This is a genomic window from Arthrobacter sp. TMT4-20, from assembly GCF_054510775.1.
Genome location: NZ_JBTNDW010000016.1, coordinates 16,428 through 31,722, shown reverse-complemented (window position 1 = coordinate 31,722; position 15,295 = coordinate 16,428). Strand labels below are relative to the sequence as shown.

The window sequence follows — 15,295 nt, the reverse complement described above, 5'->3', positions numbered from 1 at the left end:
ATGTGTGTGCTCTTTCAGCTGGCGGTGGGAAAGTTTTGGGGGGAACTGCCCGAGCCGACGACGACGTCGAGGTCCCGGCCATCGAAACAGGTCCGGGTGCCGGTGTGGCAGGCGGCGCCGACCTGGTCCACCCGGATGAGGAGGGCGTCACCGTCGCAGTCTATGGCCGCGGACTGGACCCACTGGATGTGCCCGGAGGTGTCGCCCTTGCGCCAGTAGGTGTTGCGGGACCGGGAAAAGAAGGTGACCCGCCCCGTGGTGAGGGTGCGATGGACCGCTTCGTCGTCCATCCAGCCGAGCATCAGCACTTCGCCCGAATCATACTGTTGGATCACTGCGGCGACCAGCCCGGCGGGGTCGCGCTTGAGGGCCGCGGCGATCCCCGGATCGAGGGTCTTCCCCTCGGAAGAATCAGGCGTTGGCGTGGTGTCGGTGTGTGTTGGCATCGTCGTCAATTCTATCGCGCCGGTTGGCAGCCAGGAGACGGTGGCTGGTAGCCCATTGGAACGTCTAATCCGGCGGTGTTTCGTGCCAAAAAGCAGCGGATCGTGCTAGTTTCAGCAGTGATGCAATATGTAGAACCTTCCCGCGAAGTCTTGGCCGAAACGCTTCTCGCAGCAGGGCCCCATTCGCCCACGTTGTGTGCTGGCTGGCAGACCAAAGAGTTGGCAGCCCACTTATATCTGCGGGAACACCGACCTGCTGTCGGCCTTGCCATGGTCATCAAGCCCCTGGCCGCCGTATCCGAGAAATCAGTGCGAAAGATGTCCGCCAAAGCCGATTCGGCTGCCGGGTATCAGAAGCTGGTCGCGGATTTCCGTGCCGGGCACCCTTTTTACTCGCCCATGAAGCGCTCAAAGTCACTTGATGCCAGCGCCAATCTGATCGAATACTTTGTGCATACCGAGGATGTCCGCCGCGCGCGGAGCCGGTGGGCGCCCCGTGCCCTCGATGAGGATTACTCAGACGCCCTCTGGGACGAACTCATCAAACGTGCTGCCATCCTGTACCGGGGCGTGGATCTGGGTATCGTGCTGGTTCGGTCCGATGGTTTACGCCATGTGGCCAAGCGCGCACCGGTATCGGTCGCCATCAAGGGCGATCCCGGAGAGCTGCTCATGCACGCCCATGGTCGCACCCGCCACGCCCTCGTGACGTTCGAGGGCCAGCCCGACGCCGTCGCGCTGCTCGATAGCGCCGAAGTAGGGCTCTGAACCCTCCCTCTGGCGAAACCCTCCCTCTAGCGGACCGGGAAGCCCGCGTCGCTGATGGCCTTCTTCACCTGGGCAATGGCGTCCAGGGGCCCGAAGTGGAACACCGACGCCGCGAGCACCGCATCGGCCCCGGCCTGCACTGCTGGCGGGAAGTGCTCAGGCAAGCCGGCCCCACCGGAGGCGATCAGCGGAACCTTGACGGCGGCACGCACCGCGCGGATCAGCTCCAGGTCGAACCCGGCTTTGGTGCCGTCGGCGTCGATCGAGTTGAGCAGAATCTCGCCCACCCCACGGTCGGCTGCTTCCCTGGCCCACTGCACGGCGTCGATCCCGGTGCCCTGACGGCCCCCATGCGTGGTCACTTCGAAGCCCGACGGCGTCCCGCCACCAGGCACGCGCCGCGCGTCGAGCGAGAGCACCAGAACCTGCGACCCGAAGTGGCTGGAGATTTCGTCGATGACGTCCGGCCGGCTGACAGCTGCCGTGTTGATCGATGCCTTGTCGGCCCCGAACCGCAGCAGCTTGTCGACGTCCGCAATCCCGCGGACTCCCCCGCCGACTGTCAGCGGGATGAAGACTTCCTCCGCGGTGCGGGCGACGACGTCGAACGTGGTGTCCCGGTTGCCCGAGGACGCGGTGACGTCCAGGAAGGTCAGTTCGTCGGCGCCGGCGCGGTCGTACCGGTGAGCGAGCTCCACCGGGTCACCGGCGTCACGCAGATCGGCGAAGTTGATGCCCTTGACAACGCGACCGGCGTCGACGTCGAGGCACGGAATGACGCGAATGGCTACACCCATGGCTGCCTCCCTAGACCCTGCAGGCGTGGATGGTGCTGACGAGGATGGCGCGGGCGCCGAGCTCGTACAGCTCGTCCATGATGCGGTTGGTCTGGTTGCGCAGCACCATTGACCGGACAGCTACCCAGTCCGAGTCGCGGAGCGGCGACACGGTCGGCGACTCAAGGCCGGGTGTGAGGGCTGCCGCTGCGTCGACCAGGTCCTTGCGGATGTCGTAATCCATCAGCACGTACTGCCGTGCCACCAGGACACCCTGCAGCCGCCGGATCAGCACGTCCAGCCCAGCCGGGGTGTCCCCGCTGCGCCCAATCAGTACGGCTTCGCTACGCAGGATCGGGTCGCCGAAGATTTCCATCCCAGCGGCCTTGAGCGTGTTGCCGGTTTCGACGACGTCGGCGATGGCGTCGGCGACACCGAGGCGCACCGAGGATTCGACGGCGCCGTCGAGCCGTACCACCGTGGCGTTGACGCCATGGTCGGCGAGATAACGGCGCAGCAGTCCGTCATAGCTGGTGGCGAGCCGCTTGCCGTCGAGCTGCCCGACGTCGGTGAAGTCGCCCACCGGGCCGGCGAACCGGAAGGTCGAGGCACCGAAGCCGAGCGTCAGACGCTCTTCGGCGTCGACGTCGGCATCAAGGAACAGATCGCGGCCGGTGATCCCGACGTCGAGCGTCCCGGAACCCACGTAAACCGCGATGTCGCGGGGACGGAGGAAGAAAAATTCGACGCCGTTGTCCGGGTCTTCAAGGACCAGTTCACGGGTGTCGCGGCGCTGGCGGTAACCAGCCTCCGCGAGCATGGCGGAAGCGGATTCGGACAGGGCGCCCTTGTTGGGGACTGCTACACGAAGCATAGGGGTTCTTTCGCTGAAGTTTTCGAGGAGGTTCTGCTGGTTACTCACAGCTGGGCACTCACAGCTGGGGTGGGACGGTGGCTATAGATGCTTGTACACGTCGTCCAGGGTCAGACCCTTGGCGATCATCAGGACCTGTAGGTGGTAGAGCAGCTGGGAGATTTCCTCGGCGGCTGCCTCATCCGACTCGTATTCGGCGGCCATCCACACCTCGGCGGCTTCCTCAACCACCTTCTTGCCGATGCCGTGAACACCGGAATCGAGTTCGGCGATGGTGCGCGACCCGACCGGACGTGCTACGGCCTTGGCGCTAAGTTCAGCAAAGAGTGTTTCGAAGCTTTTCACAACGCCAACGTTACTGGGTTGGCGGCGTTGAGCCTCATTCGGCAAGGTCCGTGTGACAAAGCTCTACCCCTGCCAGGGATCGAGCACTGCTGCGGTGGTCAGCGCGGCAGCGACCGATTCGTAGCCCTTGTCCTCGCTGGACCCGGGCAGCCCCGCCCGGTCCAGCCCCTGCTCCTCGGTGTCGCAGGTCAGGACGCCGAACCCAACGGGCTTTCCGGTCCGGACGCTGACATCGGTGAGACCTGAGGTGGCGGCCTGGCAGACATAGTCGAAGTGCGGGGTGCCGCCGCGGATGACGACGCCCAGCGCCACCACCGCGTCAAAGTGCGGTGCCAACCGGGCGGCGGCAACGGGCAACTCGAAGCTGCCCGGGACGCGGACCACGGTGGGCTGGATTCCGGCATCCGTGGCGGCCCGGAGCGCGCCGGCAAGCAATCCGTCCATAATCTCCGTGTGCCAGCTGGCGGCGACGACGACGAGGCGAAGCTGCCCCTGTCCGGACAGGTGGCTGAGGTCGATGGTTGGTGCGCCGTGGCCGCTCATGAGGGTCTCTTTTCGGTGGGTTGAGGCTGGTGAGGCTAGTGGGTCTGGTGATCGGGGTCGGTCAGCTCTGCTGGATCCCGTGGTCTTCTAGCAGGGTCAGCTGGTGGTTCAGCCGGTCCCGTTTGGTCTGCAGGTACCGCTGATTCTCGGCGCGCGCGGGCACCTCCGAGGGAACCATCGCGGTGACGTCGATGCCGTGCAGAACGAGTTTGTTCCGCTTTTCGGGGTTGTTGCTGAGCAGCCGGATGGAGCGCAGACCAAGCTGGCTCAGGATTGCCGCGGCGGCCTGGTAGTCCCGCGAGTCGACCGGCAACCCGAGCTGTTCGTTGGCTTCGACAGTGTCCGCCCCGGTGTCCTGCAGGGCGTAGGCGCGCATTTTGTTGGCCAGGCCAATCCCCCTGCCCTCCTGGCCGCGCAGATACAGCACCGTGCCGCCCTGCTCGGCGATCAGTTGGAGGGCCTGCTCAAGCTGTTCGCCGCAATCGCAGCGATACGAGGAGAAGACGTCCCCGGTCAGGCACTCCGAGTGCATCCGCACCAGGGGTGCCTCCCCTTCGGGGCCGGAGTCGCTGCTTGCCCCGGGTGGGTTGGCCCCGGCGGAGGACAGGCTCAGGTGTTCAACCCCGGTCACCCCGTCGGTCCAGGCCTGGGTGGTGAACTGACCGAAGGCCGTGGGAAGGGCAACCTCCGGCCCGCCGGTGACGCTGGTGGTGTTCATCGGAGGCCCTTCTCGTCTCTGGTGGGGTCACTGAGGTGGCTCAGCAGGTCTTTGATGGAGATCAGGGGCACACCGTGGCTGTCGGCGAAGTCCCTGAGGGCGGGTAGCCGCATCATGTGACCCTCGTCGTGGACCACCTCGGCGATAACCGCCGCGGGTTCCAGGCCGGCGAGGGCGCACAACTCCAGCCCCGCCTCGGTGTGGCCTGGACGTTCACCGACGCCGCCCGGGGCGCCGCGCAACGGGAACATGTGGCCGGGCCGGGTGAGGTCGGCCGCCGTCGTCGTCGGATCGGCGAGGAGGCGTGCGGTGACCGCCCGGTCGGCGGCGCTGATCCCGGTGGAAATGCCCACCGCCGCGTCACAGGACACGGTGTAGGCGGTGCCCTTGGCGTCCTCGTTGACGGCTGTCATGGGCGGCAGCAGCAGCCGGTCCGCGGCGGCGCCGGAAATCGGAACGCACAGCACGCCCGAGGTGTACCTGACGGTCCAGCCCACCAGCGCGGGGGTGGCGAACTGGGCGGCGAAGATGATGTCGCCTTCGTTTTCGCGCCGCTCATCGTCGACGACGACGACGGCCCGACCGGCTGCCATCGCCGCCACCGCCGCTGGTACCGAGTCCAGGCGGACGGCTTGGCCCTGGAGCGCCGTGTGGTGGGCGATCATGGCTGCGGCCCTGCGACCGTCGGAGGGACCGACGGTTTCAGAATTGCCGGTTTCTGGATTGGGATGGTCTGGGTGTTCGGCGTCTGCCAGGCGGGCACCATGAAGCTCATGAGCCGCTCAGCGTATTTGGCCATCACATCCATTTCCAGGTTCACTGAATCCCCGACCTGTTTCAGGCCCAGACTGGTTTCCTGCAGGGTGGTGGGAATCAGCCCGACCTCAAACCAGGGGTCGGGAGCGGACACGGCGGACACGGCGCTGACCGTAAGTGAGACGCCGTCGACGGTGATAGACCCCTTTTCGGCCGCGTAGCGGGCCAGCCGGGTTGGTAGCCCGAAGCGCAGACGGTGCCAGGCGCCCTGGTTTTCTCGCTCAAGCAGGGTACCGATCCCATCGACGTGGCCCTGCACCACATGGCCATCCAGCCTCCCACTCGCGGGGACGCAACGCTCAAGGTTCACGGTGCTGCCGGCGGCCAGCGACCCGGTGGTGGTTCGCAGCAGGGTCTCCCCCATCACATCGACGGCGATCCGGCCGCCCTCAACACTGGTTGCGGTCAGGCAAACCCCGTTGACGGCGATTGAACCGCCCAGGCCCAGGTCCTCGCCGGTGGTTGGCGCGTCGAAGACCAGGATGGCGCTGGTCTGGTCCGCCGAGACGTCAAGTGAGACAACGCTGCCCTTTTCGGCGACTATTCCTGTGAACATGTACTGGGTCCTTTGCTGCTGGTCTGATGAGAAGCTGCTGGGTCGGCGGGTGCCGGGCTGAGGTGGAAGCGGACGTCGTTTCCGCACTGGGTGATCCCCGCGCCCCCATGCGGGTCGAGCATCCAGCTGCTGGCGTCCCCCAGTGAAGAGATCCCCAGGGCCTGGACCGCTGGCGTGCCGGCACCCAGGAACATCGGCGCCTGGTAGACGATGAGTTCATCGACCAGGCCAGCGGTCAGAAACGCGGTGGCTATGGTGGGTCCGCCCTCGATCATCAGGTGGCCAACGCCGTCGTCGTACAGCTGACGCGCTGCCTCCCCCGGGTCGCGGGTGGTGAGGTGGACGAAGCGCCCGCGGCGGATTGCCGCACCCACAGGGATGGGGCGACGTCCCATGGCGACCCGGAGGGGCTGCCTTTCCGCGTCGGTCCCGTCAGGGTTGCGGGCAGAGAGTCGAGGATTGTCGGCCAGTACGGTACCAGTGCCCACCAGGACCGCATCGGCGCGCTGCCTGATGGAGTGGCCGTCGCTGCGGGACTCGGTGCCGGTGATCCACTGGCTGGAGCCGTCAACCGCGGCAACCTTACCGTCGAGGGTCTGGGCGATTTTGAGGGTGATGAAGGGGCGGCGGGAACTGGTGGCTTCCCGCCACCGGTGGTTCAGCTGGTGCGACTCATCGGCCAGCAACCCGCCAACCGCCTCGACGCCGTGGGCGGTGAGCCAGCCAGCGCCACCAGCGGCAGGGCCGTGGACGTCGTCGGCGGCGTAGACCACGCGGGTGATCCCGGCCGTCGCGATGGCTTCGGTGCAGGGGCCCGTACGCCCGGCATGGTTGCAGGGTTCAAGGGTGCAGATCAGCGTGCACCCGGTCAGGTCCGCCCGCTGCGTCAGGGCGTTGGTGAGGGCATCGACTTCGGCGTGCGGAGTGCCCGCCCCCCGGTGGTAGCCGGAGCCGATCACCGTGCCGCGCTCGTCGAGTACCACTGCTCCCACCAGTGGGTTGGCGCCACGCACACCGCGCCCGGCCAGTCCGATGGCGGATCGCATCGCGTCGCATTCAGCGGCGGAGAAGACAGGGTTCAGGGAGGTCGTGTCCACGGCGTCTACCGGACCGTCGGATCGGGGAGCAGGACATCGATGCGGGGCTTGCTGCGCTCACGGGCGCGCATCCAGACGAAGAACCCGATCAGGGTGAACACCCCATAGAACAGGTACATGAAGGCTGACGCGTAGTAGCCGGCGCTGAAGAGCAGTGGCACCCCGACGACGTCGACCGCCACCCAGATGAGCCAGAACTCGACCCAGCCCTTGGCCATGCCGACGGTTGCCAGCAGCGAGCCGACAAACGTCCAGGCGTCCGCCCACACGGGTTCGTAGGAGCCGAGCATCCGGAAGAGGGGTGTCAGCGCTACCGTGCCGACGATCATGGCGACCACCAGGCCGATCCGCGCGCGGCGGGGCGCCCAGCGTGGAGTGACGGCGTGGCCGTCGGCCTGGCTGCTGGCACTCCACTGGCGCCAGCCGTAGACGGCGACGGCGATGAACATGATTTGGCGGCCGGCCTGGCCGAGGAGGTTGGCGGCGTCGGCTCCGCCGAAAAAGGAACCGAGGAAGACGGTGAGGAGCAGGACGTTGCCGATGATACCGACGGGCCAGGCCCAGAGTTTCCGGCGCATCCCGCCGAGCGCGCTGAGGAGCCCGAAGACGTTGCCGATCACCTCGCGGAGCAGCAGCGAGCTTCCGGCGACGGGGATCTGAGCGTCGAACAGCCACCTCAGAAAATCCATGTCGACCCCTTGTCTCGAGCGGTGCGCTCCGGGGTAACGACAGGAACGGCCGGTGCTGTCGGCGGCGCACGAAGGCACCACCAAACCAGCACAGCCAAAGCTGTACGCGCTTCTCCCATCCAGACTTTAACTGTCGGTACCGGAATTTCACCAGTTCAACCGGCCACGCCAGCGCGGTAGCACTGGCAGCGGACGGGTCGCGGACTATCACCGCCGGTTCGGAATTACACCGACCCCGGAGCACGTTTGTGTGTATCAGTATTTCATAACCGGATTGGGCGTGTGTCCATTCCCGTCACAAAGCAGCAGAACCCGCCAGCTCCCCCGCCATTCAACCCAAGCGGGGGTGGAGGAGCTGCGCTCTAGTTCTTTTTCTCCGGCTTGAAGTCCACTCCGGCTTCCCTCCGCTGCTGCGCGGTGATCGGAGCGGGAGCAGCCGTCAGCGGGTCGAAGCCGCCGCCGGACTTCGGGAACGCGATGACGTCGCGGATCGACTCGGTGCCCGCCATCAGCGCGACGACGCGGTCCCAGCCGAACGCGATGCCGCCGTGAGGGGGCGCGCCGAACTTGAATCCTTCGAGCAGGAAACCGAACTTTTCCTGCGCGTCCTCCTGGCTGATGCCCATCACCGAGAACACCCGTTCCTGCACATCCCGCTGGTGGATACGGATCGAGCCGCCGCCGATTTCGTTGCCGTTGCAGACAATGTCGTAGGCGTACGCCAGTGCGGTCTCTGGATCCTTGTCGAAGGTGTCCAGGTATTCGGGCTTCGGTGAGGTGAACGCGTGGTGCACTGCCGTCCAGGCTCCCCCGCCGACCGCCACGTCGCCGGCTGCGACAGCCGCCGACGCCGGTTCGAACATCGGTGCGTCAACAACCCAGACGAAGGCCCAGGCCAACGGGTCGATGAGACCGGTGCGGTGGCCGATTTCAACGCGTGCTGCGCCGAGCAGCGCGCGGGAGGGAGTCTTCTCGCCGGCGGCGAAGAAAATGCAGTCGCCGGGGTTGGCGCCGACCGCGGCGGGCAGGCCGTCACGCTCGGCCTCGGTGAGGTTCTTGGCGACGGGCCCGCGGAGGCTGCCGTCGTCGTCGACCAGAACATAGGCGAGGCCCTTGGCGCCGCGCTGCTTGGCCCATTCCTGCCAGGCGTCGAGCTGGCGGCGCGGCTGGGACGCCCCGCCGGGCATGACGACGGCACCGACGTAGGGCGCCTTGAACACGCCAAAATCGGTGTCCTTGAAGAACTCGGTGAGCTCGGTCAGTTCCAGGCCGAAGCGCAGATCGGGCTTGTCTGAGCCGAACCGGGCCATCGCATCGGCGTAGGTCATCCGCTGGATCGGCGTGGGGATTTCGACGTCAATCAGCTGCCAGAGCGCCTTGACCAGGCTCTCACCCAGGGCAATGACGTCATCCTGCTCCACGAAGCTGGCTTCGATGTCGAGCTGGGTGAACTCCGGCTGACGGTCCGCGCGGAAGTCCTCATCGCGGTAACAGCGGGCAATCTGGTAGTACTTCTCAAAGCCGCCCACCTGCAGGAGCTGCTTGAACAGCTGCGGAGACTGCGGCAGGGCGTACCAGGAGCCGGGCGACAGACGGGCTGGCACCACGAAGTCGCGGGCACCCTCAGGGGTGGACCGGGTCAGGGTGGGTGTCTCAATTTCGACGTAACCATCCTGGTGCAGCAGCTCGCGTGCCACCCGGTTGGCCTCGGAACGCAGCCGGAGGTTGGCGTTGGGCGCTGGCCGGCGGAGGTCGAGGTAGCGGTGCTTCAGGCGTGCTTCCTCCCCAACCTCCACGTGCTCGTCGATCTGGAAGGGCAGCGGGTCGGAGGTGTTGAGGATGGTCACGGTCTCGGCGATGACTTCGATGCCGCCAGTGGCCAGGGCCGGGTTCTCGTTACCCTCGGGGCGCTTCTCGACGGTGCCCGTGATCTGCAGGACGTACTCGTTGCGCAGTCCGTGGAACACTTCCTCTTCCCGGACCACCACCTGGGCGAAACCCGAGGCGTCGCGCAGGTCAAGGAATGCGACCCCGCCGTGATCTCGGCGGCGGGCAACCCAGCCTGCCAGGGTGACGGTGTGTCCAATGTGCTCAGTCCGTAGCGAACCGAGGTCATGTGTGCGCAGCACAGCATTCCTTCCGGGTGGAGGTGCGGGGCAGAAAAGGGCTACCCGCGTATGAAAAGATCGTCTCGTCCGAGTTTACCGGTGATACCGGGACCCACCCGCCACGGCAGGGATCACACATGGCAATGGCTCATCCACCAGGGACCAATCCGCCAGGCCTTCGACGGCAGCTGGGCGGCTTTGACGCCACGACCGTGGGGATCGGCTCCATGATCGGCGCCGGCGTGTTTGTGGTCTTCGCGCCAGCTGCGGCCTCAGCGGGAAGCTGGCTGCCCCTCGCCGTGGCCATCGCCGGTTTCGTGGCCTACTGCAACGCGGCGGCGTCCGCGCAACTGGCGGCAGTGCACCCGCACAGCGGCGGCACGTATATCTACGGTCGACGCCAGCTCGGCCCCTGGCCCGGGTTCATCGCCGGCTGGAGTTTCGTTACCGGCAAGATCGCCTCGTGCGCAGCGATGGCGCTGACTTTTGGGTTGTACGCCGCCCCGGGTTTTGAGACCGCCGCAGCCGTCGCGGCGGTGGTCGCCCTGACCGTCGTGAACCTGTTGGGTGTCAGTCGTACCGCCCTGATGACCCGGATCATCGTGTCCCTGGTGGTCCCGGTACTCGCTTTCGTGGTGGTCGCCGCCTTCGCCGCCCCCGCACCGCCAGACGCTGTCCAGCTGCCCACCAGCTGGCTTGGAGTGCTGCAGGCCGCAGGACTGCTGTTCTTCGCGTTTGCCGGGTACGCCCGCGTCGCCACCATGGGCGAGGAAGTGCGCGAGCCGCAACGCAACATCCCGGCAGCGATCTTCGGATCCCTTGGCTTCACCCTGGGGCTGTATCTGTTGCTTGCGTGGGGTCTGCTGGCAGCGCTGGGCCCGACGGCGCTTGCCGCCTCCGCCGCACCGTTGCGTGAGGTGTTCACTGCCTCGACCTCAGCAATCCCGGCAACTGCTGTCACCGTCGCGGCAGCACTCGCCAGCCTCGGAGCCCTGCTGGCCCTCATCGCCGGGGTGGGCAGGACCACGCTGGCCATGGCCCGTGAAGGAGATCTGCCCCGGGCCCTGACCGGGATCTGGCAGCGCTTCGGTGTTCCCTACGCCGCTGATCTGGCAACCGCCGTCGTCGTCATCGGCCTGCTCCTGACCACTGACGTCCTGACGGTGGTCGGATTCTCCAGCTTTGGGGTGTTGATCTACTACGCGATCGCCAACCTGTCGGCGTTTACCCTCACCCACCGGCCGTGGCATTCGCCGCGGGGGCTGAACGTGGTGGGTTTTATCGGCTGTGTGCTGCTGGCCCTCACCCTGCCCACGACGTCGGTGCTCACCATGGTGGCGGTCCTGGCCGCTGGCGTGCTGGGCCGCGTCGTCGTCGTGGGAGTACGACGACGACGCTCCTGACCTTGTGGTGCGGTGCCCGGGTCAGGCGTCGGCTGGCTCGGCGCGGAGCACCGACGGCACGAGATCAGCTGCCGGGGGCGTCCAGGTGCCGGGATCGGCAGGTTCCTGGGCGCCGGTGCGGATGTCCTTGACCTCGTGGGTGCCGTCCTCAGCGGTGAACCAGACGAAGGGGATCCCACGACGGTCGGCGAACTTGATCTGCTTGCCGAACTTCTCGGCAGTGGCGGCCACCTCAGCGGAAATGCCGCGGGCTCGCAGGGCCGCGGCGATGTCCTGGGCCGCCGACCAGGAGCTGTCGTCGGTCAGCGAGATCAGGACTGCGGTGGGCACCTGCCGCGACACGGCGGTGAAGCCCTGGCTGAGGATCCGCGACACCAGCCGGGTTACGCCGATCGACAGGCCGACTCCGGGGAACGTCCGGTTGCCTTTGGCTGCCAGGCTGTCATACCGGCCGCCGGAGCAGATCGATCCCAGTGACTCGTGCCCGTTCAGCACGGTTTCGTAGACCGTTCCGGTGTAGTAATCCAGGCCGCGGGCAATGCTGAGGTCGGCAACCACCCGGCCGGGCGCGCGCTTGGACGCTTCGGCGATCACCTGCTCCAGCTCCCCGAGCCCCTCTTCCAGCAGGGGGTCGGTGACCCCGAGGGCGCGGACCTGGTCGACGAATGACACGTCAGCGGTCCGGATCGAGGCGAGCCGGAGGGCGAGGGCTGCCTGGTCGGCGGTGGCACCGAGTTCGGTCTGCAGCAGGGCCGTGACCTTCTCTGCCCCGATCTTTTCCAGTTTGTCGATGCTGCGCAGCACCCCGGCGGTGTCCTCGAGGCCGATGCCCCGATAGAAACCCTCGGCGAGTTTCCGGTTATTGACGCGCACGGTGAACTCGGGAATGGGCAGGGCCGAGAGGGCATCGACCACCACGAGGGCCAGTTCGACGTCGTACCGGAACGGGAGCACGCCGTCGCCCACGACGTCGATGTCGGCCTGGGTGAACTCGCGGAACCGGCCGTCCTGCGGGCGTTCACCGCGCCAGCACTTCTGGATCTGGTAGCGCCGGAAGGGGAACGCCAGGTGGCCGGAGTTTTCGACCACGTAGCGGGCGAAGGGAACAGTCAGGTCGTAGTGGAGGGCAAGGCCGTCGTCGGAGCTGGTTGCCCGGCCGCCGTCGTCGTCGGCCTGAAGGCGCGACACAGCGTAGACCTCTTTGTCGATGTCCCCTTTGCGGAGCAGGTGGGACACCGTCTCGACCGCCCGGGTTTCGATGTTGGAGAAGCCATGCAGCTCGAAGGTTTTCCGCAACGTGTCCAGTACATGCAACTCAACCAGGCGTTCCTCCGGCAGCCATTCGGGAAAACCGGACAGTGAGGCCTTGCGTGCCATACGGCTGAGCTCCTTGCAGGATGTGACATCGGGTTGACGGTCTCCGATTTTACCCGGCTTTGGCGGGGAACCCGGACATCGGTGGGCACCATTTCCGCCTCCGATGTCTGGGCTGACCCCCGCTGTCCGGGTACCGCACCGAAACAGAGGTCGCCGCACAGTCCTCGTGGGTGGGTGCACCGAGATTCCGCTGGCGAACCCTTATGCGTAAAGTAGCCTCTGAGGCTGCGCGGTGCGGGGACGCCGTGGCGATAGACTCGATAGCCCTGAACCATTTGCCGCGAGGTAGCAGGCAAACCAACGAGTGAAAGACTTCTAGCGGTGACACAAAGTCAGCAATCCGACGAAACACCCCGTACCGACGAAACGTCAGGCGACGAGGAAACAACAACTGGTCTTGAGCAGGCGGTTGAGCCCGAGCAGGCTGAATCAGCCGCGCCTGAACCCGAGGCACCCGAGGCTGAAGCTCCCGAGGCTGAAGCAACCGAGGCTGAAGCACCCGAGGCTGAAGCACCCGAGGCACCCGCACCCGAGGCTGCGACTCCCGAGGCTGAAGCAGCCGTCCCTGAACCTGCGGCACCCGAGGCTGAGTCAGCCACGCCTGAAGCTGCCCGCCCAATGTCTTCCCCCGGCGCCGCTCCCAGCCCCGCAGCGATGGCTCCGCGACCCGGCGCGAAACCTGGTGGCAAACCCGGCGCGAAACCAGGCGCAGCAGTCGCCGCTCCCCCGGCGCACAGCACCCCGCTAAGCGAAGCAGCCAAGTTCGCCCGGGTCGAGGACGACGGTCACGTCTTCCTCATCGTCAACGGCGAGGAGCACGCCGTCGGGCAGTACCCGGATGCCTCCAAGGATGAGGCGCTGGCATATTTCGTGCGCAAGTACGACGACGTCGCCAGCCAGATTGTGCTCCTGGAACAGCGCGTCCAGGCGAAGGCACCATCCGCCGACATGCAGAAGACCGCCGGTCATCTGCGGGAGCAGGTCGCAGAGAAGAAGATCGTCGGCGACGTGCTTGCCCTTGAAGCGCGGCTGGACGCCCTGAACGGCCAGATCGCGGAGCTTGTTGCCGCCGAAAAGGCCGAACAGGATGCGCTGAAGTCGGCTGAGCTCGCAGCCCGCGAAGCGATCGTCGCGGAAGCCGAAGAAATCGCTGGCCGCGACCCATCCACGGTGCAGTGGAAAGCCAGCAGCACCCGGATGAACGAGCTGTTCGAGACCTGGAAAGCGGCGCAGAAGAACGGCATCCGGCTTGGCCGCGGCACCGAAGACGGCCTGTGGAAGAGGTTCCGCGCGGCGCGCACCATCTTCGACCGGCATCGTCGCGCGTACTTCTCCCAGCTGGATACCGACAACGCCTCGGCCAAGCAGGCCAAGGAGTCCCTCATCCAGCAGGCCGAGGCGCTTTCCACCTCAACCGACTGGGGCCACACCGCCGGCGAATACCGCCGGCTGATGGATGAGTGGAAGGCCTCCAAACGGGCCAGCCGCAAGGACGACGACGCCTTGTGGGCTCGTTTTCGGGCCGCCCAGGACAAGTTCTTCACCGCCAGGAAAGCAACCAACGAGGCAATCGACGAAGAATACGGGGCAAACCTTGTGGTCAAGGAAGCCCTGCTGGTCGAGGCACGCCAGTTGCTGCCCGTCAGGAACCTCGCGGCCGCGAAGAAGTCGCTGCAGTCGATTCGTGACCGCTGGGAGGAAGCCGGCAAGGTGCCACGCGCGGACATGGGTCGGATCGAAGCCGGTATTCGCGAAGTTGAGGACGCGGTGAAGGCTGCCGACGACGCCCATTGGGAGCGGACCAACCCTGAGACCCAGGCCCGCACCAACAGTGCTCTGAGTCAGCTGGAAGCCACTATCGCTGCTCTGCAGGAGGATCTGAACGCTGCCGAGAAGGCTGGCGACGCGAAGCGGATCGCTACCGCCAAGGAAGCCCTGTCCGCACGCCAACAATGGATGGATATGCTGCAGAAGTCGGCGCAGGACTTCTCCTAGCGGCACCCGAACACTCAGCCCCGGTGTGGGGTTGTGGATGAGTAGTCTGGTACGTCACCAGCCCGGTTATCCACAACTCGACGCCGGGGCTTTCGCTTTGGGGCCAGACTCGGAATGCTTGGGCCATGTCCCACCTTCGGCTGGGAGCCGCTACCGGAGAAACCCCAGCAGAGCCGATCACCTCAACCGGCGGAGTGCTCTTCCGAGCCCATGACATCTTCAGCAGCGTCGAGTTGCAGGCCATGCGCATCGACGGACTGCTGCGCCGTGTCTGCGGGAACTCCTATGCCCGCGTGGACCACCATCTTGACCCCGCCTCCCGCGCCCAGTCTGCGATCCTGTGCGTCCCGGCGTCGTTGCGGGCCAAGGTTGCGCTTGCCCGCCAAAGCGCGGCCTGGGTCTATGGCTGCGCGCCGCTACCCGAAACAGTGAACCTCGTGACAGATCACCGACGCCGCACCACCGCCCTGCCACCGTTCAGTGAAGCCCTGATGCATCAAGTCGCTTTGGGACCCTGCGATGTCCGGGTGGTCGGCGGGGTGGGCGTCACAGCACCATTGCGGACCGCACTCGATGTTGCAGTGCATGGACATGACGACTGGGCAGTGCCAACCCTCGTCCGACTGGCAGTTCACCCCGATCTACGGTGTGACCTGGTCCTGGTGGTCAGGGCGTTGGAAGCAACCCGACGTGTTCCTGGCAAGAACCGCGCCCTGGCCCGCCTCCAGAGCGCCATGCACTCGGGCTAGATCCACCCCATTCGGCACCGGCGGTCGACGGCGAG

16 protein-coding genes and 1 riboswitch are annotated in these 15,295 nt (G+C 66.3%); of the genes, 4 read left to right on the top strand and 12 right to left on the bottom strand.

Features of this window, described 5'->3' with window-relative positions:
* Positions 1-14: 14 nt before the first annotated feature.
* Positions 15-446 (bottom strand): phosphoribosyl-AMP cyclohydrolase, encoded by a 432-nt coding sequence (gene hisI / locus ACX80Z_RS13940; protein WP_459316273.1) that lies wholly within the window; start codon positions 444-446, stop codon positions 15-17.
* 120 nt (positions 447-566) lie between these two features.
* Here hisI and ACX80Z_RS13935 point away from each other — a divergent pair, with 120 nt between their 5' ends.
* Entirely contained in the window at positions 567-1,214 is a 648-nt protein-coding gene (locus tag ACX80Z_RS13935; protein WP_024475694.1) for a TIGR03085 family metal-binding protein, read from the top strand.
* A 26-nt stretch (positions 1,215-1,240) separates the two neighbouring features.
* Here ACX80Z_RS13935 and hisF read toward each other — a convergent pair whose 3' ends face one another.
* From hisF to aspS, 10 genes are all read right to left on the bottom strand, one after another.
* Positions 1,241-2,011, bottom strand: coding sequence for an imidazole glycerol phosphate synthase subunit HisF (gene hisF, locus ACX80Z_RS13930; RefSeq protein ID WP_459316272.1), 771 nt, complete (start codon positions 2,009-2,011; stop codon positions 1,241-1,243).
* 10 nt (positions 2,012-2,021) lie between these two features.
* Positions 2,022-2,864: an ATP phosphoribosyltransferase gene (hisG, locus tag ACX80Z_RS13925; RefSeq protein WP_019482420.1), complete on the bottom strand. Its 843-nt coding sequence runs from the start codon at positions 2,862-2,864 to the stop codon at positions 2,022-2,024.
* An 81-nt stretch (positions 2,865-2,945) separates the two neighbouring features.
* Positions 2,946-3,209, bottom strand: coding sequence for a phosphoribosyl-ATP diphosphatase (locus tag ACX80Z_RS13920; protein WP_459316271.1), 264 nt, complete (start codon positions 3,207-3,209; stop codon positions 2,946-2,948).
* A gap of 63 nt (positions 3,210-3,272) precedes the next feature.
* On the bottom strand, positions 3,273-3,752 hold the full coding sequence (gene ribH, locus ACX80Z_RS13915; protein WP_019482422.1) for a 6,7-dimethyl-8-ribityllumazine synthase: 480 nt from the start codon (positions 3,750-3,752) through the stop codon (positions 3,273-3,275).
* A 61-nt stretch (positions 3,753-3,813) separates the two neighbouring features.
* The gene (locus ACX80Z_RS13910; protein WP_459316270.1) at positions 3,814-4,470 is read right to left on the bottom strand and encodes a GTP cyclohydrolase II; all 657 of its coding nucleotides are present in this window, start codon (positions 4,468-4,470) and stop codon (positions 3,814-3,816) included.
* Positions 4,467-5,135: a 3,4-dihydroxy-2-butanone-4-phosphate synthase gene (ribB, locus tag ACX80Z_RS13905; protein ID WP_019482424.1), complete on the bottom strand. Its 669-nt coding sequence runs from the start codon at positions 5,133-5,135 to the stop codon at positions 4,467-4,469. Before ribB ends, ACX80Z_RS13910 begins: the two co-directional genes overlap by 4 nt.
* On the bottom strand, positions 5,132-5,842 hold the full coding sequence (locus ACX80Z_RS13900) for a riboflavin synthase (protein ID WP_459316269.1): 711 nt from the start codon (positions 5,840-5,842) through the stop codon (positions 5,132-5,134). The genes ribB and ACX80Z_RS13900 overlap by 4 nt, the downstream gene beginning before the upstream one ends.
* Positions 5,827-6,939, bottom strand: coding sequence for a bifunctional diaminohydroxyphosphoribosylaminopyrimidine deaminase/5-amino-6-(5-phosphoribosylamino)uracil reductase RibD (gene ribD / locus ACX80Z_RS13895; RefSeq protein ID WP_459316268.1), 1,113 nt, complete (start codon positions 6,937-6,939; stop codon positions 5,827-5,829). Before ribD ends, ACX80Z_RS13900 begins: the two co-directional genes overlap by 16 nt.
* 5 nt (positions 6,940-6,944) lie before the next feature.
* A complete protein-coding gene (gene pnuC / locus ACX80Z_RS13890) occupies positions 6,945-7,628 on the bottom strand; it encodes a nicotinamide riboside transporter PnuC (protein ID WP_024475689.1) in 684 nt (227 codons plus the stop codon).
* 102 nt (positions 7,629-7,730) lie between these two features.
* Positions 7,731-7,876, bottom strand: a riboswitch (FMN riboswitch).
* 114 nt (positions 7,877-7,990) lie between these two features.
* The gene (gene aspS / locus ACX80Z_RS13885; RefSeq protein WP_019482428.1) at positions 7,991-9,757 is read right to left on the bottom strand and encodes an aspartate--tRNA ligase; all 1,767 of its coding nucleotides are present in this window, start codon (positions 9,755-9,757) and stop codon (positions 7,991-7,993) included.
* Positions 9,758-9,873: 116 nt separating this feature from the next.
* Between aspS and ACX80Z_RS13880 the strand changes: the two genes are divergently transcribed.
* Positions 9,874-11,139: an APC family permease gene (locus ACX80Z_RS13880; RefSeq protein ID WP_459316267.1), complete on the top strand. Its 1,266-nt coding sequence runs from the start codon at positions 9,874-9,876 to the stop codon at positions 11,137-11,139.
* A gap of 21 nt (positions 11,140-11,160) precedes the next feature.
* Here ACX80Z_RS13880 and hisS read toward each other — a convergent pair whose 3' ends face one another.
* A complete protein-coding gene (gene hisS / locus ACX80Z_RS13875) occupies positions 11,161-12,516 on the bottom strand; it encodes a histidine--tRNA ligase (protein WP_459316266.1) in 1,356 nt (451 codons plus the stop codon).
* A gap of 321 nt (positions 12,517-12,837) precedes the next feature.
* On the opposite strand from hisS, the gene ACX80Z_RS13870 reads away from it, so the two are divergent.
* Together ACX80Z_RS13870 and ACX80Z_RS13865 are read left to right on the top strand one after the other, a co-directional pair.
* Positions 12,838-14,511: a DUF349 domain-containing protein gene (locus tag ACX80Z_RS13870; RefSeq protein WP_459316265.1), complete on the top strand. Its 1,674-nt coding sequence runs from the start codon at positions 12,838-12,840 to the stop codon at positions 14,509-14,511.
* 125 nt (positions 14,512-14,636) lie between these two features.
* Positions 14,637-15,260, top strand: a complete 624-nt coding sequence (locus ACX80Z_RS13865; RefSeq protein ID WP_459316264.1) for a hypothetical protein — start codon at positions 14,637-14,639, stop codon at positions 15,258-15,260.
* The last annotated feature ends 35 nt before the right edge of the window (positions 15,261-15,295 follow it).